This is a genomic window from Pseudooceanicola endophyticus (genome assembly GCF_018760365.1).
Lineage (GTDB): Bacteria > Pseudomonadota > Alphaproteobacteria > Rhodobacterales > Rhodobacteraceae > Pseudooceanicola > Pseudooceanicola endophyticus.
On record NZ_JAHIAB010000004.1, the window covers coordinates 88,428 to 112,160 of the forward strand.

Annotated in this window: 20 protein-coding genes and 1 riboswitch; of the genes, 11 read left to right on the forward strand and 9 right to left on the reverse strand. The window is 69.5% G+C overall.

What is annotated here, in order from left to right:
- Nucleotides 1-18: 18 nt before the first annotated feature.
- On the reverse strand, nucleotides 19-504 hold the full coding sequence (locus KM176_RS08755) for a MarR family winged helix-turn-helix transcriptional regulator (protein ID WP_160891165.1): 486 nt from the start codon (nucleotides 502-504) through the stop codon (nucleotides 19-21).
- 250 nt (nucleotides 505-754) lie between these two features.
- Between KM176_RS08755 and KM176_RS08760 the strand changes: the two genes are divergently transcribed.
- The 3 genes from KM176_RS08760 to KM176_RS08770 are packed head-to-tail and all read left to right on the forward strand — an operon-like array spanning nucleotide 755 to nucleotide 2,833.
- Nucleotides 755-1,654 carry a DMT family transporter gene (locus tag KM176_RS08760; protein ID WP_160891164.1) on the forward strand — a complete coding sequence of 300 codons (900 nt, stop codon included), beginning with the start codon at nucleotides 755-757 and terminating at the stop codon, nucleotides 1,652-1,654.
- Nucleotides 1,655-1,687: 33 nt separating this feature from the next.
- Nucleotides 1,688-2,401 (forward strand): cytochrome c biogenesis CcdA family protein, encoded by a 714-nt coding sequence (locus KM176_RS08765; protein ID WP_160891163.1) that lies wholly within the window; start codon nucleotides 1,688-1,690, stop codon nucleotides 2,399-2,401.
- Between the two features lie 12 nt (nucleotides 2,402-2,413).
- Complete coding sequence (locus tag KM176_RS08770) at nucleotides 2,414-2,833, forward strand: thioredoxin family protein (RefSeq protein ID WP_160891162.1); 420 nt, start codon at nucleotides 2,414-2,416, stop codon at nucleotides 2,831-2,833.
- A 27-nt stretch (nucleotides 2,834-2,860) separates the two neighbouring features.
- Here KM176_RS08770 and KM176_RS08775 read toward each other — a convergent pair whose 3' ends face one another.
- From KM176_RS08775 to aroC, 3 genes are all read right to left on the reverse strand, one after another.
- Entirely contained in the window at nucleotides 2,861-3,160 is a 300-nt protein-coding gene (locus KM176_RS08775; protein ID WP_160891161.1) for a hypothetical protein, read from the reverse strand.
- A gap of 127 nt (nucleotides 3,161-3,287) precedes the next feature.
- Nucleotides 3,288-4,235, reverse strand: coding sequence for an AEC family transporter (locus KM176_RS08780; RefSeq protein ID WP_160891160.1), 948 nt, complete (start codon nucleotides 4,233-4,235; stop codon nucleotides 3,288-3,290).
- Between the two features lie 6 nt (nucleotides 4,236-4,241).
- A complete protein-coding gene (aroC, locus tag KM176_RS08785) occupies nucleotides 4,242-5,345 on the reverse strand; it encodes a chorismate synthase (RefSeq protein ID WP_160891159.1) in 1,104 nt (367 codons plus the stop codon).
- 186 nt (nucleotides 5,346-5,531) lie between these two features.
- A riboswitch (TPP riboswitch) is annotated at nucleotides 5,532-5,629 on the forward strand.
- Between the two features lie 41 nt (nucleotides 5,630-5,670).
- On the opposite strand from aroC, the gene thiB reads away from it, so the two are divergent.
- From thiB to KM176_RS08815, 6 genes are all read left to right on the forward strand, one after another.
- Nucleotides 5,671-6,648 (forward strand): thiamine ABC transporter substrate binding subunit, encoded by a 978-nt coding sequence (gene thiB / locus KM176_RS08790; protein WP_160891158.1) that lies wholly within the window; start codon nucleotides 5,671-5,673, stop codon nucleotides 6,646-6,648.
- Nucleotides 6,624-8,156, forward strand: coding sequence for a thiamine/thiamine pyrophosphate ABC transporter permease ThiP (locus KM176_RS08795; protein ID WP_160891157.1), 1,533 nt, complete (start codon nucleotides 6,624-6,626; stop codon nucleotides 8,154-8,156). Before thiB ends, KM176_RS08795 begins: the two co-directional genes overlap by 25 nt.
- Nucleotides 8,149-8,844: a thiamine ABC transporter ATP-binding protein gene (locus tag KM176_RS08800; protein ID WP_160891156.1), complete on the forward strand. Its 696-nt coding sequence runs from the start codon at nucleotides 8,149-8,151 to the stop codon at nucleotides 8,842-8,844. Before KM176_RS08795 ends, KM176_RS08800 begins: the two co-directional genes overlap by 8 nt.
- A gap of 31 nt (nucleotides 8,845-8,875) precedes the next feature.
- Complete coding sequence (locus KM176_RS08805; RefSeq protein WP_160891155.1) at nucleotides 8,876-9,553, forward strand: 2-dehydro-3-deoxygalactonokinase; 678 nt, start codon at nucleotides 8,876-8,878, stop codon at nucleotides 9,551-9,553.
- A gap of 87 nt (nucleotides 9,554-9,640) precedes the next feature.
- Nucleotides 9,641-10,648, forward strand: a complete 1,008-nt coding sequence (deoC, locus tag KM176_RS08810; RefSeq protein ID WP_160891154.1) for a deoxyribose-phosphate aldolase — start codon at nucleotides 9,641-9,643, stop codon at nucleotides 10,646-10,648.
- Nucleotides 10,649-10,691: 43 nt separating this feature from the next.
- Nucleotides 10,692-13,019, forward strand: coding sequence for an aldehyde dehydrogenase family protein (locus KM176_RS08815; RefSeq protein ID WP_160891153.1), 2,328 nt, complete (start codon nucleotides 10,692-10,694; stop codon nucleotides 13,017-13,019).
- Between the two features lie 136 nt (nucleotides 13,020-13,155).
- Here KM176_RS08815 and serB read toward each other — a convergent pair whose 3' ends face one another.
- From serB to KM176_RS08830, 3 genes are all read right to left on the reverse strand, one after another.
- Nucleotides 13,156-14,028: a phosphoserine phosphatase SerB gene (serB, locus tag KM176_RS08820; RefSeq protein ID WP_160891152.1), complete on the reverse strand. Its 873-nt coding sequence runs from the start codon at nucleotides 14,026-14,028 to the stop codon at nucleotides 13,156-13,158.
- 86 nt (nucleotides 14,029-14,114) lie between these two features.
- Nucleotides 14,115-15,107: an MDR family oxidoreductase gene (locus KM176_RS08825; RefSeq protein ID WP_160891151.1), complete on the reverse strand. Its 993-nt coding sequence runs from the start codon at nucleotides 15,105-15,107 to the stop codon at nucleotides 14,115-14,117.
- A 27-nt stretch (nucleotides 15,108-15,134) separates the two neighbouring features.
- Nucleotides 15,135-15,890, reverse strand: coding sequence for a FadR/GntR family transcriptional regulator (locus tag KM176_RS08830; RefSeq protein WP_160891150.1), 756 nt, complete (start codon nucleotides 15,888-15,890; stop codon nucleotides 15,135-15,137).
- 153 nt (nucleotides 15,891-16,043) lie between these two features.
- Here KM176_RS08830 and KM176_RS08835 point away from each other — a divergent pair, with 153 nt between their 5' ends.
- The gene (locus tag KM176_RS08835; RefSeq protein WP_160891149.1) at nucleotides 16,044-17,423 is read left to right on the forward strand and encodes an FAD-binding oxidoreductase; all 1,380 of its coding nucleotides are present in this window, start codon (nucleotides 16,044-16,046) and stop codon (nucleotides 17,421-17,423) included.
- A gap of 28 nt (nucleotides 17,424-17,451) precedes the next feature.
- Nucleotides 17,452-20,817, forward strand: coding sequence for an indolepyruvate ferredoxin oxidoreductase family protein (locus tag KM176_RS08840; RefSeq protein ID WP_160891148.1), 3,366 nt, complete (start codon nucleotides 17,452-17,454; stop codon nucleotides 20,815-20,817).
- Nucleotides 20,818-20,854: 37 nt separating this feature from the next.
- On the opposite strand, the gene KM176_RS08845 is transcribed toward KM176_RS08840, so the two are convergent.
- Together KM176_RS08845 and KM176_RS08850 are read right to left on the reverse strand one after the other, a co-directional pair.
- Nucleotides 20,855-22,936, reverse strand: a complete 2,082-nt coding sequence (locus tag KM176_RS08845; protein ID WP_202397676.1) for an acetate--CoA ligase family protein — start codon at nucleotides 22,934-22,936, stop codon at nucleotides 20,855-20,857.
- Entirely contained in the window at nucleotides 22,923-23,732 is an 810-nt protein-coding gene (locus KM176_RS08850) for an enoyl-CoA hydratase/isomerase family protein (protein WP_160891147.1), read from the reverse strand. Before KM176_RS08850 ends, KM176_RS08845 begins: the two co-directional genes overlap by 14 nt.
- Between the last annotated feature and the right edge of the window lies 1 nt (nucleotide 23,733).

Consider the following 23,733-nt stretch of genomic DNA (forward strand, 5'->3'; position numbering starts at 1 on the left):
GCGCTCTCCTGATTTTCATCATCCCTTGGCATTTGCGGTCATTCTCTGAAGGTTCGCGTGCATTTTCTGAAGCGTGGCTTCGGTGGCGGCCAGTTCCTCGGGGGGGATGCCCCGAACCAGCTCGGCCCGCAGCGTGGTGGAAAAGTCGAAGATCTCCTCGGCATGGGCGCGCGAGCGGCCGGTCAGGAAGACCTGGCGGACCCGGCGGTCATGGGGCTGGGGGCGGCGTTCGATGAAGCCGGCCTCCTCCAGCCCGTCGAGGGTGCGGTTCATGGTCGGCGCCTCGATGTCGAGGGTCTCGGCCAGGTGCGACTGGCTCATCCCCTCCTGTCGGGCGATCGCCAGCATCGCTTGGGCCCGGGCGAAGGTCAGCCCGAGGCTCTTGGCGCGGTGGTCGAAGGTTTTCCGCAGGGTGCGCGCCAGCAGCATGACCGCCCGCAGCATGTCGCCGCTGCGTTCGTCCACGCGCTCCTGGGTCGCGGTCCTATGAGGGTCCATCGTCATCCGAGTCACCGATTAGCTGGCTAAAGATTAGCTTGCTAAATAAATTCTGTGCTTGAAAATGCAAGAGGTTGCGGCAGGGGCGCAAGCCGTCACGCGAGGGGAGGATTACTCACAAGTCATTGATTTACCGTCGATCTGTGAAAAATGCACATCTGGATCTCAGGAATTGCATGGCTGGGGAGCGCAAAAATCCCCTTTCGCGCCTCGGGCGTGTCTGCTCCTGTGCCGGCAACACTTGAAAGGAGAACGCATGGATTTTCGCGCCATTCTGATGGGCACGGCCTTTGCGCTGATGTGGTCGAGCGCCTTCACCTCGGCCCGGATCATCGTGCAACATGCGCCGCCGATGGGCTCGCTTGCGCTGCGTTTCCTGATCTCCGGCCTGATCGCGCTGGCGCTGGCCCGGGCGATGGGCCAGAGCCTGCGGCTGAGCCGGGCGCAGTGGCGCTCCACGGTGATCTTCGGGGTCTGCCAGAACGCGCTCTACCTCGGCCTGTTCTTCATCGCCATGCAGTGGATCGAAGCCAGCCTGGCGACGATCCTGGCCTCGACCATGCCGCTGATGGTGGGGCTGATCGGCTGGCTGGTGATGGGCCAGAAGCTGCGCCCGATGGCGATCGCCGGGCTGGTGCTGGGGCTGATCGGCGTGGCGATCATCATGGGCTCGCGGCTGGAAGGCGGCGCCGAGGTGAAGGGCGTCGCGCTGTGCCTGGTGGGCGCGCTGGCGCTCAGCATCGCGACGCTGTCGGCGCGCGGCGCCTCCTCGGGGGGCAATGTGATGGCGGTGGTGGGCTACCAGATGCTGGTCGGCTCGGGCGTGCTGGCGGTGACGGCCTGGGCGTTCGAACCCTGGCAGGTCAGCTGGACGCCGGGGCTGATCGGCGCCTTCGCCTTCACGGTGCTGGTGCCGGGGGTGGCGGCGACCTGGCTGTGGTTCGTCCTGGTGGGCCGGATCGGGGCGGTGAAGGCCGCGACCTTCCATTTCCTCAACCCGTTCTTCGGGGTGCTGGTGGCAGCGCTGGTGCTGGGCGAACATGTCGGGCCGGTCGATCTGCTGGGCGTCGCCATCGTCGCCGCCGGCATCCTGGCGGTGCAGCTGGCCAAGCAGCCGCCCGCCCCGATGGTAGCCGCACGCGCAGACGTCAGGTGACAGGGCCCGTCCCGGCAGGGCATCCTGCCGGGCATGGAGATCCTTCTGGCCTATCTCGCGGGGCTGCTGACGCTGATCAACCCCTGCATCCTGCCGGTGCTGCCCATGGTGCTGGGCAGCGCCCTGCAGGCCAGTCCGCGCGGCCCGCTGGCGCTGGCGGCGGGGCTGGCGCTGTCCTTCGTCACGCTGGGGCTGCTGGTCACCTGGGCGGGCTATGCGATCGGCCTGTCCGCCGAGGCCGTGGCAAGGGGCGGCGCGGTGCTGCTGATCCTCTTCGGGCTGGCACTGCTGCTGCCCGCGCTGGCCGGCTGGCTGGGGCGGGGCACGGCGGGCCTGTCCTTTCGGGCCGAGGCGCGGCTGCGCGGCCTGCGCCGCCCCGGCGCCCCGGGGCAGTTCCTGGGCGGGCTTCTGCTGGGCGCGGTCTGGAGCCCCTGCATCGGCCCCACCCTGGGCGGTGCCATCGCGCTGGCGGCCACCGGGCAGGACCTGGGCCTGGCGGCCGCGATCATGGCAGGCTTCGCCCTGGGCGTCGCGACGCTGATCCTGGGGTTGGGCCACGGGCTGCGCGGCCTGCTGCAGCGCAACCGGGCCCGGGCGCAGCGCCTGGCCGCTGTGGCGCGCCCGCTTCTGGGCGCGCTCTTTGTTGCCCTGGGGCTGGCCATCGTGCTGAACCTGCCCCACCTTGCAGAGGGCTGGGCCCTGCGGATCCTTCCGCCGTGGCTCCTGGACCTGTCCGTATCGCTCTAGGGAGTTCGTTGCATGGACCGTCGCCTGTTTCTCGCCTCCGGCCCCGCGCTTGCGCTGGCCGCCACCCTGCCCGGCGCCCTGCGCGCCGCCGAGATCGACTATGCCCCCGGCCTGATCGGAGAGCGCCTGGATCGCGGAGAGGTGCTGCTGCTGGATTTCTTCGCGCCCTGGTGCACCACCTGCGCCGCCCAGCAGCGGGTGATCGAAAAGCTGAAGGCGGAAAATCCTGCCTATGGCCGGGCGATCACCTTCATCAAGGTGGACTGGGACACCTACGGGCAGGCGCAGTTCGCCCGGCGTATGCGGATTCCGCGCCGTTCGACCCTGGTTGTGCTGAAGGGCAAGGATGAGCTGGGCCGTCTGGTGGCCGAGACCCGGGAAAGCCAGATCCGGGCGCTGCTGGACACGGCTCTGGCCGCCGCAGGAAGCTGACTTCCCGCCGCGGTCCATGGTCCTGCCTCAGTTCTGGTGAATCTGGACGGGCAGGTGGGCGGAAACGCTCTCCAGCGTCGCGCCACCCGGGGGCAGGGCGCCGAACCAGCCCGAGGCCAGTCCGAAGCCGCCGGCGGCGATGGCCACCGCGCAAAGCGCGCCCAGCATCACCAGATCCGACTCGGCCCGCAGGGCCGGGCGCCTCAGTGTCAGCCGGGGCAGGGCCGGAAAGCGGGCCGGGGCAGGCGCCACCGAGGCCGCCTCGTGAAACCGGGGCGCCAGGGAGACGGGGACGGCGGAAATCGCCGAAACGGGTCTGTGCATCATGGAAAATCTCCTCCGCCACAAGGAGATACCCGGACCTCCGGGTCCTCCCCGCGGCTGTCTCGTCAATTCGGGACTCAGGCTGCGGGGAAATCGTTAACAAATTGCAAATGCCGTCGGGCGGGGATGATTACAAAAGCAGCGCCAGCAGGGCGGTCAGGGTGAAGAAAGCGCTAACAGTGCAGACCATGACGGTCAGCGAGGCCGCGCCCTCGTGGCCGGAACCCTGGGACAGCAGGGGAAACATGCCGAAAACCGGCATGGCGGTGGAAAGAATCAGCCCGGTTGCCAATTGCGGGCTTGCCGGGACCGGCAGGGCCAGAAGCGCAAACAGGCTGAGCAGCCCGAAGGCCACCAGCGGGTGGATCACCAGCTTGAACAGGGTGATCACCCCGGCCAGCCTGATGTTGCCGCGCACCGGCAGGCCGACCAGCTGGCCGCCCATGAAGAACAATGCCAGCGGCGAGGCGGTGGACGAGATCATGTCGATCGGATGTTCGATCATGCGCGGCAGCGGCAGGCCCAGCACCGACCAAAGCGCCCCGATCGCCAGCCCCAGGATCATCGGGCGGCGCAGCACCGACAGGATCAGCTGGCCGATGCGCTTCCAGACCGGGGCCTGATCATGGGGCCGGGCGGCCTCGACCAGCATCAGCCCGATGGGGTTCATCAGGAAGTTCTCGTTCAGCAGGCACATGGCCAGGATTGCCGGCGCCTGCTCGGGAAAGACCATCGACAGGATCGGGAAGGCCAGGAAGGCCGAATTCGGCGTCGAGGCGCCCAGCACCCCTATCGCGCGCCGCCCCGGCCCCAGGCCGCGCAGCCGCAGCACGGTCCAGATCAGCAGCTGGTTGACCAGCCCGGCGCAGATCAGCAGCCCCATGAAGCCGGGGTCGATCAGCTCTCCGAAGGACTTGGTGGCAGTGGCGTGGAACAGCAGCAGCGGCAGCGCCAGCAGCATGACGAAATTGCCGATCGCCGACAGCTGGATCCTGTCGAACACCTTCAGATAGGTCAGCCCGTAGCCAAGGCCGACAAGCGCGAAGATCGGGAAGGTGATCGGCAGGATGGTCAGCATCTGGGATCAGCCGATCTTTCCGCCCGCGTCTCCGATCTGGCCGCGGTGCAGCAGCAGGTGGTCCAGGATCACGCAGGCCATCATCGCCTCGGCGACCGGCACCGCGCGGATGCCGACGCAGGGATCGTGGCGGCCCTTGGTGATGATCTCGGTCGCCTCGCCGGACTTGGTGATGGTCTGCCGGGTCTTCAGGATCGAGGAGGTCGGCTTGACCGCGAAGCGCACAACGATCTCCTGGCCCGTCGAAATCCCGCCCAGGATCCCGCCCGCATGGTTCGAGGAATAGACCGGCTGGCCGTCATTGCCGGGGAAGATCTCGTCGGCGTTTTCCTCGCCGGTCAGGCAGGCCGCATTCATGCCCTCGCCGATCTCGACGCCCTTGACGGCATTGATCGACATCATCGCGGCGGCCAGGTCGGTATCAAGTTTGCCGTAGATCGGCGCGCCCAGGCCTGCCGGCACGCCGCGCGCCACCACCTCGACCACGGCGCCGACGGAATTGCCGGACTTGCGCAGCCCGTCAAGGTAGTCGGCCCAGCTCTCGGCGGCGCCGGCATCGGGGCACCAGAACGGGTTCTTCTCGATCTCGGTGGCGTCGAAGGCGCTGCGGTCGATGCCATGGGGCCCGATCTGCGTCATGTAGCCCTGGATCTCGACCGAGGGGGCCAGCACGCCAAGCGCCGCCCGCGCCAGCCCGCCGGCGGCAACCCGCGCCGCGGTCTCGCGCGCGGAAGAGCGCCCGCCGCCGCGATAGTCGCGGATGCCGTATTTCAGCCAGTAGGTGATGTCGGCATGGCCGGGGCGGAACTTCTCGGCAATATCGCCGTAATCCTTCGACCGCTGGTCGGTGTTGCGGATCATCAGCTGCACCGGCGTGCCGGTGGTCTTTCCCTCGAAGGTGCCCGACAGGATCTCGACCGCGTCGGGTTCGCGCCGCTGGGTGGTGTATTTCGACTGGCCGGGCTTGCGGCGGTCCAGCCAGTACTGCAGCAGGGCGGGATCCAGGTCGATCCCGGGCGGCACGCCATCCACGGTCGCGCCAAGCGCCGGCCCGTGGCTTTCGCCCCAGGTGGTGACACGGAAGAGATGACCGAAACTATTCATCGACATGGACAGGGCTCCCGGGGCAAAGGTCCCGCCCGGGTTACCCGATCCCCCCGGGCTGCGCAATCGGCCCGCCCGCCGCAGCTGTGCAGGCTCCGCCCTTTCATCTTTCCCCAAATACGGCCGCCGGAGGCGCGGGCCGCAGCGCGCCCCGGTTGCATCTTGCGCGCCTGTCCTCCCGGCCCTAGTGTCCCGACCACCTCGGGGTGCCTTCGGGCTGAGATGCGATCCGCGAACCCGTTGAACCTGATCCGGTTAGAACCGGCGGAGGGAAGGTCCGGTCGCAGGGGCCGCCATTCTGTCTCCGCCCGTCGCAAAAGGAAGTGATGCCATGAAGCATCTCGTACTTGCCACGGGTTGCCTGCTGGCCAGCCAGGCCGCGGCCCAGACGCCCGTGCTCAACGTCTATACCTATGACAGCTTCGACAGCGACTGGGGCCCCGGGCCGCAGATCGAACAGGCCTTCGAGGCGCAGTGCGCCTGCGATCTGGTCTTCACCCCCGCCGGAGATGGCGCGGCGCTCCTGTCGAAACTGCGCCTTGAGGGCGCGCGCTCCAAGGCCGACGTGGTGCTGGGGCTCGACACCGCGCTGATGGCGCAGGCGCGGGCCACCGGCCTCTTCGCCCCCGCGCAGGTCAGCGCCGACTATGCCCTGCCGCTCGCCTGGACGGACGACACCTTCGTGCCCTTCGACTGGGGCTACTTCGCCTTCGTCGGCAATGCCGACGGGCCGAAGCCGCACTCCTTCCGGGAGCTCGCCGCCAGCGATGCGAAGATCGTCATCGAGGATCCGCGCAGCTCGACCCCGGGCCTCGGCCTGCTGCTCTGGGTGCAGAAGGCCTATGGCGACGAGGCGCCGGAGATCTGGAAGGCGCTCTCGGACAATATCGTCACCGTCACCCCCGGCTGGTCCGAGGCCTATGGCATGTTCCTGGAGGGAGAGGCCGACCTGGTGCTTTCCTACACCACCTCGCCCGCCTATCACGTGATCGCCGAGGATGACGACAGCAAGGTCGCGCTGCCCTTCGAGGAGGGCAATTACATGCAGGTCGAGGTCGCGGCGATGACCGCCCATGCCCCCCAGCCCGACCTGGCCCGGCAATTCCTGGCCTTCCTCGTCTCCGACAAGGCGCAGTCGATCCTGCCGGAAACCAACTGGATGTACCCGGCGGTGAAACCCGCCACGCCCCTGCCGGCGGCCTTCGACCAGATCGTGCCCGCCGACAAGGCCCTGCTGATGTCCCCCGAAGAGGCCGAGGCCGCCCGCGCCCCCGCCCTCGACGCATGGCGCTCCGCGCTGGCGCGCTGATCGCGCGGGGCAGCGCGGGCCTTCTGCTCGCTCTGCTCTTCGCGCCGCTGGCGGCGATCCTGATCCGCGCGGGCGGGGGGTATCTGCCCGCGCCCGCCGACTGGGCGGCGGTCCGCTTCACGCTGCTGCAGGCGGCGCTTTCGGCGCTGGTCTCGGTGGCGCTGGCGCTGCCGGTGGCCCGCGCCCTGGCGCGCCGCCGCTTCCCGGGGCGCCGCCTGTTCATCGCGCTGACCGGCGCCCCCTTCATCCTGCCGGTGATCGTCGCCGTCATGGGGCTGGTGGCGATCTTCGGGGTGCGGGGGGCGCTCAACACCGCGCTCGCGCAGCTGGGCCTCGGACCGCTCAGGATCTACGGGCTGCACGGGGTGGTGCTGGCCCATGTCTTCTTCAACATGCCGCTGGCGACCCGGATGCTGCTGCAGGGCTGGCAGGCGATCCCGGCAGAGCGCTTTCGCCTGGCCGCCCAGCTGAACCTGCCGCCCGCCGCCACCTTCCGCCTGCTGGAGGTGCCGATGCTGCGCCAGGTGGTCCCGGGGGCGCTGGCGGCGATCTTCGCGATCTGCCTCGCCAGCTTTGCCGTGGCGCTGATCCTGGGCGGTGGCCCCCGCGCCACCACGGTCGAGCTGGCGATCTACCAGGCCTTCACCTTCGATTTCGACCTGGGCCGGGCGGCGGTGCTGGCGCTGATGCAGACCGCGCTGGTGGCGCTGGCCGCCGTGGCGGCGCTGGTTTTCGCGCGGGCCGATGGCAGCGGCGCCGGGCTGGGCCGGCCCATCGCGCGCTGGGATGCGCCCCGGGGCTGGCGGCGCGGCGCCGATGTGTTGGTGCTGATGCTGGCGGCGGCCTTCCTGGCGGCGCCGATCCTGTCGCTGGCGCTGTCGGGCCTGCCGGGGCTGGCACAGCTTCCCGCCGGGATCTGGGGGGCGGCAATGACCTCGGTTCTGGTCGCGCTGGCCTCGGCGGCGCTGACCTGCCTGCTGTGCCTTGGCATGGCGGCGGGGCTCAGCGCGGTGGTGCAGGGGGTGGGGCTGCTGCCGCTGGCGCTTTCGCCGCTGGTGCTGGGCACCGGCTGGTTCCTGATCCTGAATCCGGTGATCGCACCCTCGGTGCTGGCGCTGCCGATGCTGGTCGCGGTCAACACGCTGATGGCGATGCCCTTCTGCCTGCGCATCCTGGCCCCTGCCTATGCCCGCGCCGAAAGCGATCACGGGCGGTTGGCCGACCAGCTGGGCCTGCGCGGCCTGGCCCGGCTGCGCTGGCTGGTGCTGCCGCGGCTGCGGCCCGCGCTGGGCTTTTGCGCCGGGCTTGCGGCGGCGCTCTCGATGGGGGATCTGGGGGTCATCACCTTGTTCGGCACCTCCGGACAGGACACCCTGCCGCTGCTGATGTATCGCCTGATGGGCGCCTACCGGACCGAGGCCGCCTCGGCCGTGGGGCTGATCCTGATGGCGCTCAGCTTCGGCCTGTTCTGGCTTTTCGACCGCGGAGGCGCCGCCCCGGATGCTTGACCTCAGATCCCTCGACATCCGGCAGGGCAGTTTTCGCCTGCGCGCCGATTTCCGCGTGGCGCCCGGGGCGAAGGTGGCCGTTCTGGGCCCTTCGGGGGCCGGGAAATCGACGCTGCTCTCGGTGATCGCGGGCTTCTTCCCGGCGCAGGGCGGATCGGTCCTGTGGCAGGGGCAGCCGCTGGAGGGGCTGGCGCCGGGCCGGCGGCCCGTGGCGATGCTGTTCCAGGACGGCAACCTGTTTCCCCATCTCGACATCGCGCGCAACGTGGCCCTGGGCCTGACACCGGCGCGCCGCCTGACGCCCGCTCAGCGTGACCGGGTCGCGCAGGCGCTGGCGCGCGTGGGCCTTGCGGGCTTCGGGCCGCGCCGCCCGGCCGAGCTTTCGGGCGGACAGCAAAGCCGCGCCGCGCTGGCCCGCATCCTGGTGCAGGAGCGTCCGCTGCTGCTGCTGGACGAACCCTTCGCCGCCCTTGGCCCCGCGCTGCGGGCGGAAATGCTGGATCTGGTCGCGGCGCTGGTGGAGGAGACCGGCGCGACCCTCCTCATGGTGTCTCATGCGCCCGAGGATGCCCGCCGCATTGCCGGAGAGATCGTGCTGGTCGAAGGCGGCACCGCCCATCCCCCTGCGCCGGCCCGGGCGCTGCTGGACAATCCGCCCGAAGCGCTGCGCCGTTACCTGGGCGATTGACCGGGGCCGGGCAGGGGCCTATCCCATGGGCATGAACTGGCAAGGTTACGAGATCGACGCCCCCGAAAGCTGGGGCCCCGAGGGACAGATCACCCGAGCGCAGATGCCGCCCGGGCGCACCCTGGTCGTGGGCGAACCCACCGTGCCCGGCGACGCGCTGCCCGGCACCCTGCTGCCCGAGGCGCTGCCCAGCAATCACGAGGGGCAGCACCTGCCGCCGCTGGGCGGGCTTTCGGCCCATTGCCGGCTGCGGCTGCTGGGCTTCCAGACGCTGAACCCGCACTGGGACGGCCTGGCGCTGGTGGTCAAGCAGACCCGCACGCATTGGGTCACCCTGTCGGCCGGAGAGGTCATCCATCTTCAGACCAGCGCCACCGGAGAGCTGGCCGAGGCCCTCGGCTGCGCCGCCACCCCCGCCGAGGGGTTGGACGATGCCATGAACGAGGCCGACCGGCTGCCCTTCGCGCTGGCGCAGGTGAAGGCGCCGGGCGCGCGCCTCGGGCTGCTGATCGGCGCCGAGATGGCCGCTGCCAAGGCGCTCTGGTTGGGCCAGCAGGCGGTGCTGATCGGGCAGGGGCCGCTGGCGCGCGCCTATCTGGCGGCGTTGCAGGGGCTTTACGTGCCGGTCACGGAAACCCGCGAGGAAATGCTGGTGCGGGAGGGGTTCCGCGCCCTCGCACGCAAGTTCCTGCCCCAGGACGACGCCTGAGCCCGACGCGAGACTTGCGCGAAGGCCTGTCTTCTGGAAAGGTTTTCGCGAGAGATCCTGAACGGATCGTCAGGTTTTGGAGGTGCCATGCAGAGCGACATTCTGGCCGACACCAGCGGGTCGAAGGACCTTGCTCTGGTCCCGCAGGGCCATGAGCCGCGCAACCCCGGCATGGCGCTGGATCTGGACTGGGTGGCGGGGGCGCGGGCAAATCGCTCGGCCATCGAACGCCGCGCGGCCAGCCTGCCGGGGCGGCGCAGCCTGAAGAAGGACTATCAGGCGGCCTGGCTGTGCCGGGCGATCAGCTGCATCGACCTGACGACGCTGGCGGGCGATGACACCGAGGGGCGCGTGCGCCGTCTCTGCGCCAAGGCGAAGCAGCCGGTGCGGGCGGATCTGCTGGCGGCGCTTGGCATGGAGGGGCTGACCACCGGCGCCGTCTGCGTCTACCACGACATGGTGGAAACCGCGGTCCGGGCGCTGGAGGGCAGCGGCATTCCGGTCGCCGCCGTCTCGACCGGGTTCCCGGCGGGGCTCTCGCCCTTCCATCTGCGGCTGGCCGAGATCGGCGAAAGCGTCGCGGCGGGGGCGCAGGAAATCGACATCGTGATCTCGCGCCGGCATGTGCTGACCGGCAACTGGCAGGCGCTGTATGACGAGATGCAGGCGTTTCGCGCGGCCTGCGGGGAGGCTCATGTGAAGGCGATCCTGGCCACCGGAGAGCTGGGCACCTTGCAGAATGTCGCGAAGGCCTCTCTGGTGTGCATGATGGCGGGGGCGGATTTCATCAAGACCTCGACCGGCAAGGAAAGCGTCAACGCGACGCTGCCCGTCAGCCTGGTGATGATCCGCGCGATCCGCGATTACCACGAACGCACCGGGATCCGGGTGGGCTACAAGCCCGCCGGCGGGATTTCCAAGGCGAAGGACGCGCTGGTCTACCTGAGCCTGATCAAGGAAGAGCTGGGCGACCGCTGGCTGCGGCCCGACCTGTTCCGTTTCGGCGCCTCCTCGCTGCTGGGGGATATCGAGCGGCAGCTGGAGCATCACGTGACGGGCGCCTATTCGGCCAGCTGGCGTCACGCCGCTGGCTGATCGGGCGAATGCATATTTTTGGAAAGATGAAACGGGGGCGGGGATGCGCGTGAAAGAGATCTTCGAGAGCATGGAATACGGTCCCGCGCCCGAGGCGTCGGGCGAGGCGCTGGCCTGGATCGCAGGCTTTGGCGGGCGGTTCGGCTGTTTCATCGATGGCACTTTCCGGGCGCCGGGGGAGACCTTTGAGACCCGCAACCCCGCAAGCGGGGCGGTGCTGGCCGAGGTGACCCAGGCCACGGCGGAGGATGTCGATGCGGCGGTGGCCGCGGCGCGGGCGGCGCAGGGCAAGTGGCAGGCCCTGGGCGGCAAGGGCCGGGCGCGGGTGCTTTATGCCATTGCGCGGCTCTGCCAGAAGAATGCCCGTCTGATGGCGGTGCTGGAGACGCTGGATTGCGGCAAGCCGATCCGCGAGGCGCGCGATGCCGATCTGCCGCTGGTGGCGCGGCATTTCTACTACCACGCCGGGATGGCGCAGCTGTTCGAGGAGGAGATGCCGGGGCGCGAGGCGATCGGCGTCTGCGGCCAGGTGATCCCCTGGAACTTCCCGCTGCTGATGCTGGCCTGGAAGGTGGCGCCTGCCCTGGCGGCGGGCAACACGGTGGTGCTGAAGCCTGCGGAATGGACCTCTCTGAGTGCGCTGCTGTTCGCCGACATCTGCCGTCAGGCCGGGTTGCCGAAGGGCGTGCTGAACATTGTCACCGGCGATGGCATCGTGGGCGAGCGCGTGGTGGTGCACGAAGGTGTCGACAAGGTGGCCTTCACCGGCTCGACCGAGGTGGGCCGCAAGATCCGCCGCGCCACCGCCGGGCAGGGCAAGGCGCTGACGCTGGAACTGGGCGGCAAGTCGCCCTTCATCGTTTTCGAGGATGCCGATCTGGATTCGGCGGTCGAGGGGCTGGTCGATGCGATCTGGTTCAACGGCGGGCAGGTCTGCTGTGCCGGATCCCGCCTGCTGGTGCAGGAGGGCGTGGCGGAGCGCTTCCTGGCCAAGGTGAAGGCGCGCATGGCGACGCTGCGGGTGGGCGATCCGCTCGACAAGGGGATCGACCTGGGGGCCATTGTCGATCCGGTGCAGCTGGCGCGGATCAGGGCGCTGGTCGAGGCCTCGGGCGGCGCGGTGTTCCAGCCCTGCGACCTGCCTGAGGGCTGTTATTACGGGCCGACGCTGATCACCGGGCTGGAGTCCTCGGACCGGCTGATGCAGGAGGAGATCTTTGGCCCGGTGCTGGTCTCGACCACCTTCCGGACCCCGGCCGAGGCCGTGCAGCTGGCCAATGACACCCGCTATGGCCTGGCGGCGAGCGTCTGGAGCGAGAACATCAATGTCGCCCTCGATATCGCGCCGAAGCTGGTCGCGGGGGTGGTCTGGATCAACGGGTCGAACATGTTCGACGCGGCGGCGGGCTTTGGCGGGGTGCGCGAAAGCGGGTTCGGGCGCGAGGGCGGCCCCGAGGGGCTGCGCGCCTACACGAGGCCTGCGGGCAAGCGCAAGCCGCTGAAGCCGGTGAAGGCGATGACCGGGGAGCCGGGAGCGCAGGCCGGGCTGGACCGGACGGCGAAATTCCTGATCGGCGGCAAGCAGGTGCGCCCCGATGGCGGCCAGGTGCGTCCGGTCTATGGCCGCAAGGGGCTGGCGGGGCAGGTGGGCATCGCCGGAAGGAAGGACATCCGTAATGCGGTCGAGGCGGCGCGGGGGGCTGCCGGCTGGGCGGGCACGACGGCGCATCTGCGCGCCCAGATCCTCTATTACATCGCCGAGAACCTCGAGGCGCGGAGTGCGGAATTCGCCGCCCGGATCGAGGATCTGACCGGGGTGAAGCATGGGGCGCGGGAGGTTGAGGCCGCCGTGTCGCGGCTGTTCAGCTATGGCGCCTGGGCGGACAAGTTCGGCGGTGATCTGCGGCAGGTGCCGATGCGGGGCATGGCGCTGGCGGTGCGCGAACCCGTCGGGGTGATCGGGGCGCTGTGCCCGGAAGAGGCGCCGCTGCTGGGGCTGGTCAGCCTGATGGCCCCGGCGATCGCCATGGGCAACCGGGTGGTGCTGGTCACCGGAGAGGCCGCGCCGCTGGTCGCGGGCGATTTCTGCCAGGTGCTGGAGACCTCGGACGTGCCGGGTGGTGTGGTCAACATCCTGTCGGGGCCCCATGCGGAGCTGGCGCCGGTGCTGGCGGCGCATATGGATGTGGATGCGGTCTGGAGCTTCTCGGGGGGCGACGTAAGTGCGGTGATCGAGGCGGAAAGTGCCGGGAGCCTCAAGCGGACCTGGGTCAATGACGGATACGCCACGGACTGGGACGCCTTCGAGGGGCGGGATGTGCTGGAGCAGGCGAGCGAGGTGAAGACGGTCTGGGTGCCCTACGGGGCCTGAGGGGGCTCTGCCCCCGTCTCCTGCGGAGACTCCCCCGGGATATTTCGGGCCAGATGACAGGGGAGCTGGGCCGGCTCCGAAGGAGACGGCAGGGGCGGGCCCGGCTCGATGCCGGGTCCGCCCCTCCTTTTCCGGATCAGGCGAAGTCGGGTTTCGCGTAGCCCTGCAGGTAGAGAAGCGCGGTCAGGTCGCCGAAGTTCACCCGGACCTCGCATTGGGCTGCGACCGAGGGCTTGGCGTGTAGTGCCACGCCCGTGCCGGCGCGGGTCAGCATGCCGAGATCGTTGGCGCCGTCGCCCACGGCGATCACTTCGGCCTCGGTGATGCCGAGCTTCGCGGTGATCTCTTCCAGCGCCTGGACCTTGGCTTCGCGACCCAGGATCGGGCGGCCCACTTCGCCGGTCAGGGCTTCGTTTTCATGGAACAGCGTGTTGGCGCGGTTCTCGTCGAAGCCGAGGCGCGCGGCGACGGCTTCGGTGAAGGCGGTGAAGCCGCCCGAGACCAGCGCACAGTAGCCGCCCCCGGCCTTCATCGTTGCCAGCAGGGTCGGGCCGCCGGGCATCAGCGTGATGCGGGTTTCCAGAACCTTGTCGATCACCGACAGCGGCAGGCCCTTCAGCAGGCCGACGCGTTCGGTCAGGGCACCTTCGAAGTCCAGCTCTCCGTTCATCGCCCGGGCGGTGATGTCCTTCACCCGTGCGCCGACTCCGGCCTCGTCCGCCAGCTCGTCGATGCATTCCTGGCAGATCATCGTCGAATCCATGTCCGCCAGCAGCATCCGCTTCCGGCGCCCGGCCGTCTCCTGGATGTTCAGGTCGATCTGCATTTTCTGAAGGTCGGCCCAGACCGTGCGGAAATTCTCCGGGATCGCGGGCAGGGAGAATTCCGCAGCCTCGTCGGGGGCAAGCCAGGTGATCTCTCCGCCGCCCCAGGCATTGCGCAGGGGGGCGATCAGCGCGGGGTCCAGGCCGCGGGTCACGGGGCTGGTGAGCAGGGTGGCGGTGTACATGGCCTCTCCTTCGGTTTGAGCGCGTTTAAGCATGCGCTTGGCCGAAGGGAAAGGGGCGGCGTGGGCCGCCGCCCCGGGGCGCTCAATCAGATCTCGACCACCACGCGGCCGCGGATCTTGCCGCCGATGATGTCGGCGGCCAGCTGCGGCAGCTCGGCGAAGGGATGCACGCTGTAGACCGAGGACAGCAGCGCCGGATCGAGGTGATCGGCCAGCAGCTTCCAGGCCGCCTTGCGCTTTTCCATCGGCGCCATGACGGAATCGACGCCCAGCAGCGCCACGCCGCGCAGGATGTGCGGCATCACCGTGGCCGGAAGATCGGCGCCGCCCGCCAGGCCGCAGGCCGCCACCGCACCGCCGTAGCAGGTCTGCGCCAGCACGTTCGCCAGGGTATGCGAGCCCACCACGTCGACCGCCCCGGCCCAGCGTTCCGCCTGCAGCGGCTTGCCGGCCTCGGCGATCTCGGCCCGGTCGAGGAAACTCTTCGCGCCGAGACCCGAGAGGTATTCATGCGTCTCGGGGCGGCCGGTGACGGCGGTGACCGGGTAGCCCATGCTGCCCAGCAGCGCGATGGCGACAGAGCCGACGCCGCCCGCCGCGCCGGTCACCAGCACGTCGGGGCCCTCTTTCGAGATCTTGCCCCAGTCCAGCAGCGCCTGCACGCAGAGCGCCGCCGTGTAGCCGGCGGTGCCGATCGCCATGGCCTGTTCGGGGGTGAAGGCCTCGGGCAGGGGCAGCAGCCATTCGGGCTTCAGGCGCTGGTACTTCGCATAGGCGCCCTGCTCGGTCTCGCTCAGGCCCCAGCCGTTGCAGATCACCTTGTCGCCCGGTTTCCAGTCCGGCGAGGCGCTTTCGACCACGGTGCCAGCCAGGTCGATGCCCGCAATCATCGGCAGACGGCGGGCGATGCGGCCCTTGCCGGTGATCGCCAGACCGTCCTTGAAGTTCACGGTGGAGTGGCTGATTTCGACCAGCACCGGGTAATCGGGAAGATCGGCGAGGCTCAGCGCCGTCACCTCGGCCTTGGTCTTGCGCTCGCCCGCGTCGGTGATGACCATTGCGTCGAAAGTCTCGGACATGGGGTGCCCTTTCTGGTTAGGAGTGGCTCATGCCCCCGGGGAGGTGCCCCCGCGGGCGTCCCGGGCCGACATGGCCGCCCGGTAGTTCTGGGTCAGATGCGCGATCAGCTGGTCGAAGGTGGCGCGCGCGGCGCCCGTATCGCGGGCCGCGACGGCCTCCAGCAGGCGGGCATGCAGCGCCGTCGTTTCGGCACGCACGCGCTGGCGCACCACGATCATGTTCAGCAGCGGGATGAAGCTTTCGATCACCGTGCCCATCATCAGCCGCAGCGGGCCGTTGCGCCCGGCATCGACCAGCGCGCGATGGAACCGCACGTCCGAGGCGCAGAAATCGCTGTCGGCCAGGCCCTCGTCGCTCTGGATCGCCAGCTCGGCCCGCATCTTGTCCAGATCGCTCTCGTCATGATGGGCGCAGGCCAGGTCCAGGCACAGCGCCTCGGTGCGATGGCGGGCGGTGATCATCTCGTCGAAGTCGAAGGCGCCCATGCCGACCAGCAGCGTGGTCGAGGCCGAGTGCTGGTCCACCAGCTCGTCCACCTCGGGCATCTTGACGAAGTTGCCGCCCGTGGGGCCGCGTCGGGAATGGATCAGGTTCAGCGCCGCCAGCCGTTTCAGCGCCTCGCGCACGGTGGGGCGGGAGACGCCGAAGCGCGCCGCCATCTCCTCTTCTCCGGGCAGCCGGTCATCGGCCTTCAGGCGCCCGTCGAGGATCGCCGCGCGGATCTCGTCCGCGACCTGACGCGCCAGCCCCGCCGTCACCACCTGCCCGAATTTTACACTCATGCGCTGCCGGTCCTGCCCGTTGGCCCCCGCCCTGCGAGGGGAAAAGAATAATAGGTTTGACAAATATGAATATGAGCGGATCAGTGGAGGCCTGTCCATGGAAATCTTGGCCCGGCGCGGCATCTGCCCCGGCCCGGCCCCGGAACTGCCGACGTGAGCGACACTTTGACCGATCTTCCCGCGATCGCGGCGCTGAGGGCGCGCCTTGCGGATCTGCCCGGCCCGGCGCTGCTGGCCGCAGGGGCCATCGGCGCGGGCCATGGCCATGACGAGACAGGCAATCTGGAGTGCCTGCCGGCGCTGGTGCTGCGCCCTTCCTGCACGGAAGAGGTCAGCCGGATGCTGGCCGCCTGTCACGACCTGGACCTGAAGGTGGTGGTGCAGGGCGGGCGCACGGGGCTGTCCAATGGCGCGACGCCGCGCGCGGGCGAAGTCGCGCTGAGCCTTGATCGCATGACGCGCCTCGATCCCGTCGATCCGGTTTCGGGCAGCATCGTCGCCGAGGCGGGCGTCAGCCTGCAACGGGTGCAGGAGGCGGCCGAGGCGGCGGGCCTGTCGTTCGGCGTCGATATCGGCGCGCGCGGCACTGCGACGGTGGGCGGGATCTGCGCCACCAATGCCGGAGGGCTGAACGTGATCCGCCACGGCATGACGCGGGCCCACGTGATCTCGCTTGAGGTCGTGCTGGCCGATGGCCGGGTGATGGGCCACACCCGCAGCCTGGCCAAAGACAATTCCGGCCCCGACCTGAAGCAGCTTTTCATCGGCTCCGAAGGCATTCTGGGCGTGATCACCCGCGTCTGCCTGGCGCTGCGGCCCGCGCCCGGACCCGCCGCCACCTTCTTCGGCAGCGCCCCCGGCATCGCCGCCGCCCGCGCCCTGCTGGCGCGCCTGCGCCGCGATGCCCCGGCGGCGCTTCTGGCCTTCGAGATCATCGACCGCCCGCTGTTCGACCGCATCACCACCGCGGGCCACGTTTCCCCCATCGCCCCCGGTGCCGTTCAGGTGCTGGTCGAGCTGGAAGAGGGCGCCGATCCCGATCACCTGGGCGCCGTGCTGATGGAGGCCATCGAGGCCGGAGAGCTGGAGGATGCCACGCTGGCCGCCTCCGGGTCTCAGCGTGCCGCCCTCTGGGCCCTGCGCGAGGCCTGCGCCGAGGCGGTGTTCTCGCTCACCGCGCCGGTGGGTTTCGACATCGGCCTGCCCACCGCCGCGATGGAGGCCTTCCTGCACGATGCCCGCACCGGGCTGGAGGCCGCGCTGCCCGGCATCGGCATCTATGTCTTCGGCCATCTGGGCGATGGCAACCTGCATTACATCGTCGACACCGACCAGCCCGACACCGTGGCGCAGATCGTCTTCGGGGCGCTGGCCGCCCATGGTGGCGCGATCTCGGCGGAACACGGGCTGGGCCGCGAAAAGGCGAAATACCTGCCGCTGGTGCGCAATGCCGCCGAACTGGACGTGCTGCGCGGCCTGAAACAGCTTCTCGATCCAAGGGGTATCCTCAACCCCGGCCGCGTCCTGCCCTGAGCAGCCGCCAAGACCCAAGGGACCCGCCATGAGCAAACCCGACACGCTTTCCCCCAAGACCGCCCGGATGGCCTTCCTCTCCGGCAACCAGGCGCTGGCGAAACTGCCCGTGCTGATGCGCCAGCGCGATGCGGCGGCAGGGCTGAACACGGCGGGCTATGTCACGGGCTACCGGGGATCCCCCCTGGCGCAGCTTGACCGAGAGATGATGCGCCAGAAAAAGGCTCTGGCCGAGGAGCACATCCATTTCCACCCCGCCCTGAACGAGGATCTGGCCGTCACCGCCGCCTGGGGCACCCAGCAGACCGCGCTGTTCGAAGGGGTGCGCTATGATGGCGTCTTCGCCATGTGGTACGGCAAGGGGCCGGGGGTGGATCGGTCCATCGACGCGCTGCGCCATGCCAATGCCGATGGCACCAATCCCCATGGCGGGGTGCTGGCGCTGATGGGCGACGACCATGGCGCGGTCTCCTCGACCCTGCCACACCAGACCGAACATGACATGATCGCGGCGCAGATCCCGGTGATCGCCCCGGCGGGCGTGCAGGATTACCTGCGCTTCGGCCTGCTGGGCTGGGAAATGTCGCGCGCCGCCGGTGTCTGGGTCGGCTTCAAGTGCCAGACCGAGGTCGTCGAAAGCTCGGCCACCGTGTCGCTCGAAGGGCTGATGGCGCCCGCCGTCCTGCCCGAGATCCCCGAGAACCTGTCGCTGCGCTGGCCTGACGGCCCCTTCCCGAAAGAGGCCCGCCTGGAGAAGAAGCTGCGCGTGGCGCAGGACTTCGCGCGGCTGAACGGCCTTGATGAAAGCTATGGCGCGGGGCACGCCCGTCTGGGTCTGATCGCCTCGGGCAAGAGCTGGCTGGACCTGCGCGCGGCGCTTGGCCTGCTGGGGCTGGACGAGGACGATCTGGCGCAATACGGCATCCGCCTGCGCAAGGTCGGGCTGGTCTGGCCGCTGGAGCCCGAGGGCCTGCGCGCCTTCGCGGACCAGTGCGACGAGATCCTTGTGATCGAGGAAAAGCGCCCCGTCATCGAAGATCAGCTCAAGTCCCTGCTGTTCAACGCCGATCCCCGCCCGAAGGTCAGCGGCAAGACGACGCCCGAGGGCACGGCCCTGCTCTCGGCGCTTGGGGAACAGACGCCCCACATGGTCGCCCGCGCGATCCTGATGCGCCTGCCCGAAGATCTGCGCGCCCGCATCCCCGCCCGGATCGAGGACGCCCCGGCGCCGAAGCTGAAACCGCTGCCCGAAATGAACCGGGAGCCCTACTTCTGCTCGGGGTGCCCGCATTCGATCTCGACCCGCCTGCCCGATGGCAGCCGCGCCACCACCGGCATCGGCTGCCACATGATGGTGATCGGGGTCGAGGGGCGCGAGACCTCGACCTTCACCCAGATGGGCGCCGAAGGGATCAGCTGGCTGGGCCTTTCTCCCTTCACCGACGAAAAACACATCTTCGCCAACATGGGCGACGGGACCTTCTTCCATTCCGGCCTGCTGGCGATCCGCGCCGCCATCGCCGCGCAGGTCAACATCACCTACAAGATCCTCTTCAACGATGCGGTCGCGATGACCGGCGGCCAGCCCCATGACGGCGAGTTGAGCGTGCCCAAGGTCGTCGCCTCGGTCCTGGCCGAGGGCGCGCGCGAGGTCGTCGTGGTGGCCGAGCAGCCCGAGCGCCACAAGGGCGCGCTGCCGGCCAATGTGAAGGTCTACCACCGCGACCGTCTGGACGAGGTGCAGCGCCACCTGCGCGAGGTCGAGGGCACCACGGTTCTGGTCTTCGATCAGGTCTGCGCCGCCGAGAAGCGCCGCCGCCGCAAGACCGGCGAATTCCCGAAAATCGACACCCGCGTCTTCATCAACGATCTGGTCTGCGAGGGTTGCGGCGACTGTTCCGCGCAATCGGGCTGCATCTCGATCGAGCCGAAGGACACGCCGCTGGGCCGCAAGCGCGAGATCAACCAGAGCTCGTGCAACGGCGATCAGAGCTGCCTGAAGGGCTTCTGCCCCAGCTTCGTCACCATCGAGGGCGGCACCCTGAGGAAGCCCGCCGTGAAACGCGCCGAGGCCGCCGCCACCCCGATCCCCGATCCCGTGGTGCCGGCAGTCGATGGCGTCTTTTCCCTGCTGGTCGCGGGCATCGGCGGCACCGGGGTGCTGACGGTCAGCCAGGTGCTGGCCAGGGCCGCGCATCTCGATGGTCTTGCGGTGCAATCCCTCGACCAGACCGGGCTGGCGCAGAAGAACGGCGCCGTGGTGGGCCACCTGCGGCTGGCGCGCGATCCGCACGCCCTGACCGCCGCCCGGGTGGGCGAGGGGGAGGCCGATCTGGTCCTCGCCTTCGACATGCTGGTGGCGCAATCCGCCAAGGTCCGCCCCTCGATCCGCGCCGGGCGTACGCAGGTGGTCGTCGATGACCGCCTCGCTCCGAACGCCAGCTTCGTGCAGAACACCGCGATGGAATTCCGCAAGTCTTCGGCGCTGAAGGTGCTTTCGGGGCTGGTGGCAGAGGGCGCCTGCCGCCCCGTCGCCGGGACGGAGATGGCCGTGGGCCTGATGGGCGATGCAATTGCGACCAACCTGCTGATCCTCGGGACCGCCTGGCAGGCGGGCCTTGTGCCGATCAGCCTTGCCGCGCTCACCAAGGCCATCGGCGGTGCCCGGGGCGGAGAGGCCAACCTTGCCGCCTTCGACTGGGGCCGCCGCGCCTTCCTCGACCCGAAGGGCGTGCTGGCCATGGCGCACGAGGTCGTCCCCGCCGAGGCCGAGCCGGTCGAGGAAATGCTGGAGCAGTTCATCGCGCGCCGCGCCTCCTACCTGACCGGCTACCAGTCGGGCCGCTATGCGAAACGCTACCTGAAGCTGGTCGAGGCCACCCGCCGCGCCGAGGGCGATCTGGGCGAGGATCTGACCCGCGCCGTTGCCACCTCGGCCTTCCGGCTGATGGCCTACAAGGATGAATACGAGGTCGCCCGGCTGCACCTGGATGCCAGCCAGAAGGCCCGCATCGCCGAGACCTTCGAGGGCGATTACAAGATCCGCTACCACCTTGCCCCGCCGGTGATTTCCAAGCCCGACGGGCGCACGGGCCGGCCTGCGAAACGTGCCTTCGGGGCGCAGATGGACCGTGGCTTCAAGGTGCTGAAGGCGATGAAGGTGCTGCGCGGCACGCCGCTCGACCCGTTCGGGCGCACCGAAGAACGCCGGATGGAACGCGCCCTGATCGCCGATTTCGAGGCCGAGGTGCAGGGGCTGATCGCCGGGCTGTCCCCGGAAACCCACGCCCGCGCCGTGCAGATCGCCGCGCTGCCGCAGATGATCCGCGGTTTCGGCCCCGTGAAAGAGGCTTCGGTCACCGCCTATCGCGCGGCCCGCGCCAAGCTGGACTGAAAAAAGCGCCGGAAGAGCCGCAGGGCTCTTCCGGCAGTCAGGGGAGGTTCTGTTTCGGCAGGATCAGCGCGTCGAGCAGGCGCAGCCCCTGCGGCAGGACGCGGACCGGGTTCAGGTCCACCGCTTCCAGCGTCTCGGCGTGAGTGCAGCCAAAGTCCGACAGGGCGACCATGGCGCGGATCAGCGCCTCTGCGTCGCCTGCGGGCGCGCCCCGGTAGCCTTTCAGAAGGGCGCCCAGACGGGTCCGGCCCAGCATTGCGCGGGCGCGCTCGGCATCCACCGGCAGCAGGTCGAAGGCACTGTCGGCCAGCAGCTCGACCAGCGTACCGCCCAGCCCGACGACCAGCCCCAGCCCGTAGGGATCATGGCGCACAAGGCCCAGGACGGCCTCGATCCCGCCGGAAACCTGTTCCTGCACCAGCACGCCATCAAGCCGCGCTTCGGGCGCGTAGGCGTGGGCCTGCGCCATGATCCGGGTGAAGGTGTCGGCGGCGGTGGCCGCGTGCACGTCCAGCGCGACGCCGCCGGCTTCGGTCTTGTGGGCAATGTCCGCAGAGGCGATCTTGAGCACCACCGGGCCGCCGATCCGGGCCGCGATCTGCTGCGCTTCGCGCGCGCTGGTCGCCAGTGCTTCGGCCGGAGAGGGCAGGTGGCAGGCGGCCATCAGGGTGCGGGCCTGCTGTTCGCTCATCATTGTCAGGGGCGCGGTGCCGATGGCGCGGCGCCAGGAGGAGGCACGGGGCGTTCCCATCCAGCCGGCGACGGCGGTCAGCCCGGCGCGGGTGCCCTTCAGGCGGGGCGCCGTGCCGTAGGCCCGGGCCACGTCCCCGTGCAGACCGTCCGAAAGGTTGGCCAGCGCCACCACGGGCTTGGGGCCGTCATAGGCGGCCACCGCCCCGGCGATCCCCAGGTATTCCGCCGCCATTTCGGGGGCCAGCGCCGGGGGCGCGTCCTGTGCCGCGACGATGACGCCGACGCCCGGATCCTCCGACAGGATCGTCAGGATGCGGGCGTAAAGCGCGGGATCGGCAAAGGGCACCCCGGTCACGTCGAGCGGGTTCTGCGCCGTGGCAAAGCCCGGCAGAAGATCCGCCAGGGCCTGCACCGTCCTGGCGGTCAGATCGGCCAGGGGCAGCCCGGTTTCCGAGGCGATATCCGCGGCATGGGCCACCCCGCCGCCCGAGACGCCGAGCACGGCGGCGCCCTTGATCGCGGGCGGGCGGGGCAGGGCGGAACACAGCCGAACGGCGGCCAGGAAGCTGTCCATGTCGGGCATGTCGATCAGGCCCACCCGGGCGCAGAAGGCGCGGGCGGCGTCCTCGGATCCGGCCAGCGCGCCGGTATGGGCGGCGGTGGCACGCTGCCCGGCGGCGGATCGTCCGACCCGCAGCGCCACGACCGGCTTGCCGGCGGCATGGGCCTGTTCCATCGCGGCGGCCAGGGCATCGGGGTCGCCGATCCCCTCGATCACCAGGGCGATCACGTCGGTTCCGGGATCGCGGGCGAACCACGACAGGTAATCGGCCAGCCCGGTCACGGCGGCATTGCCGGCGGTGACAACATGGCCCAGGCCGATCTGCCCGGAATGCGTCAGCGCGATGGCCGTCGCCCCCGAGGCCGAGATCAGCGCGACGCGCCCCTTCGGCAGATCGGGGGACAGGGTCGAGGAATAAAGGGCGGCACCCGTGCCGGTCGCCACCGTGCCCAGGCAGTTCGGCCCGACCACCGCCATGCGGTAACGTTCGGCGATCTGCGCGACCCGGGTTTCCAGCGCGGCCCCCTCGGCCCCGCTTTCGCGGAACCCCGAGGCCAGGATGACGGCGGCCTTCACGCCCGCCGCGCCGGCCTCTTCCAGGGCCTGGGGCACCAGATCGGCGCGCAGGCCCAGCACCGCGCAGTCGGGGGGTGTCTCAAGATCCGCCAGCGCCGTCACGGCGGGCAGGCCGAAGACGCTGCCGCCGCGCGGATGCACGGGGATCACCCGGCCCGCATATCCGAAGCGGGCCAGGTTCTTCATCACGTAGCCGGCGGACGAGCCTTCGCGCTCGGAGGCGCCGATGACGGCGACCGATCCGGGCGCGAAGAGCGCCGAGAGGTCAGGCCCCTCAGTCAAGCCCACGGAAGGGGGAATCCCGGTATTCGAGATATTCCTTGAGGGTCATCTTGGCGAGCTTGCGCATCCATTCCTCGCCCTCGGTCGTGACGTGCAGACCGGCGATCGAGGTGATGTTGTAGTCGAAGGACGCCTGAAGACCGGCCACCAGCTGCTGGTTGTTGATCGACTTCTTGGTGTACTTCAGCGCAGGCGTCGGCATCCGCGCCATCTTGCGCGCCAGGTTTTCCGAACGCAGCTTCAGCTCGTCCGCGGGGACGACCTTGTTCACCAGCCGCATCTTGTCGGCCTCCTGGGCGTCGATGATATCGCCGGTGAACATCAGGTAGCGCACGTCGCGGGTGTGCAGCAGCCAGGGCATCATCAGCGCCGGCGGGCCGGAGTTGTGGCGCACTTCGGGTTCGCCGAACTTGGCGTTGTCGGCGGCGATGGCAAGGTCGCAGGACATCATCAGCTCAAGCGCGCCGGCCAGGCAGTAGCCGTTGACGGCGGCGATCACGGGGATCGGCGCCTTCCAGATGTTCAGCAGCGCAGTGGCGTTCTCGGTCATGTCCTCGACCCAGAAGTCGAAGTCCACGACGAAGTCGCCGCCCTGCAGGTCATAGCCCGAAGAGAACGCCCGGCCCGCGCCGGTGATGATCAGCGCGTTCACGTCCGGGTCGGCGACGGCGGCGGCAACCGCCGCGTCGATTTCCCGGATGCAGTCCTTGTTCATCGCGTTCAGCTTGTCGGGACGGTTCAGCGTGATGGTCGCGAACTTGTCGTGTTCGTCCTTGGTGTAAAGGATCGTCTCGTAGGTCATC

Excerpts from the sequence above, each read along its gene's own strand:
- KM176_RS08755 (WP_160891165.1), bottom strand. The coding sequence starts at position 504 with ATGACGATGGACCCTCATAGGACCGCGACCCAGGAGCGCGTGGACGAA.
- KM176_RS08760 (WP_160891164.1), top strand. The coding sequence starts at position 755 with ATGGATTTTCGCGCCATTCTGATGGGCACGGCCTTTGCGCTGATGTGG.
- KM176_RS08765 (WP_160891163.1), top strand. The coding sequence starts at position 1,688 with ATGGAGATCCTTCTGGCCTATCTCGCGGGGCTGCTGACGCTGATCAAC.
- KM176_RS08770 (WP_160891162.1), top strand. The coding sequence starts at position 2,414 with ATGGACCGTCGCCTGTTTCTCGCCTCCGGCCCCGCGCTTGCGCTGGCC.
- KM176_RS08775 (WP_160891161.1), bottom strand. The coding sequence starts at position 3,160 with ATGATGCACAGACCCGTTTCGGCGATTTCCGCCGTCCCCGTCTCCCTG.
- KM176_RS08780 (WP_160891160.1), bottom strand. The coding sequence starts at position 4,235 with ATGCTGACCATCCTGCCGATCACCTTCCCGATCTTCGCGCTTGTCGGC.
- aroC (WP_160891159.1), bottom strand. The coding sequence starts at position 5,345 with ATGTCGATGAATAGTTTCGGTCATCTCTTCCGTGTCACCACCTGGGGC.
- thiB (WP_160891158.1), top strand. The coding sequence starts at position 5,671 with ATGAAGCATCTCGTACTTGCCACGGGTTGCCTGCTGGCCAGCCAGGCC.
- KM176_RS08795 (WP_160891157.1), top strand. The coding sequence starts at position 6,624 with ATGGCGCTCCGCGCTGGCGCGCTGATCGCGCGGGGCAGCGCGGGCCTT.
- KM176_RS08800 (WP_160891156.1), top strand. The coding sequence starts at position 8,149 with ATGCTTGACCTCAGATCCCTCGACATCCGGCAGGGCAGTTTTCGCCTG.
- KM176_RS08805 (WP_160891155.1), top strand. The coding sequence starts at position 8,876 with ATGAACTGGCAAGGTTACGAGATCGACGCCCCCGAAAGCTGGGGCCCC.
- deoC (WP_160891154.1), top strand. The coding sequence starts at position 9,641 with ATGCAGAGCGACATTCTGGCCGACACCAGCGGGTCGAAGGACCTTGCT.
- KM176_RS08815 (WP_160891153.1), top strand. The coding sequence starts at position 10,692 with ATGCGCGTGAAAGAGATCTTCGAGAGCATGGAATACGGTCCCGCGCCC.
- serB (WP_160891152.1), bottom strand. The coding sequence starts at position 14,028 with ATGTACACCGCCACCCTGCTCACCAGCCCCGTGACCCGCGGCCTGGAC.
- KM176_RS08825 (WP_160891151.1), bottom strand. The coding sequence starts at position 15,107 with ATGTCCGAGACTTTCGACGCAATGGTCATCACCGACGCGGGCGAGCGC.
- KM176_RS08830 (WP_160891150.1), bottom strand. The coding sequence starts at position 15,890 with ATGAGTGTAAAATTCGGGCAGGTGGTGACGGCGGGGCTGGCGCGTCAG.
- KM176_RS08840 (WP_160891148.1), top strand. The coding sequence starts at position 17,452 with ATGAGCAAACCCGACACGCTTTCCCCCAAGACCGCCCGGATGGCCTTC.
- KM176_RS08850 (WP_160891147.1), bottom strand. The coding sequence starts at position 23,732 with ATGACCTACGAGACGATCCTTTACACCAAGGACGAACACGACAAGTTC.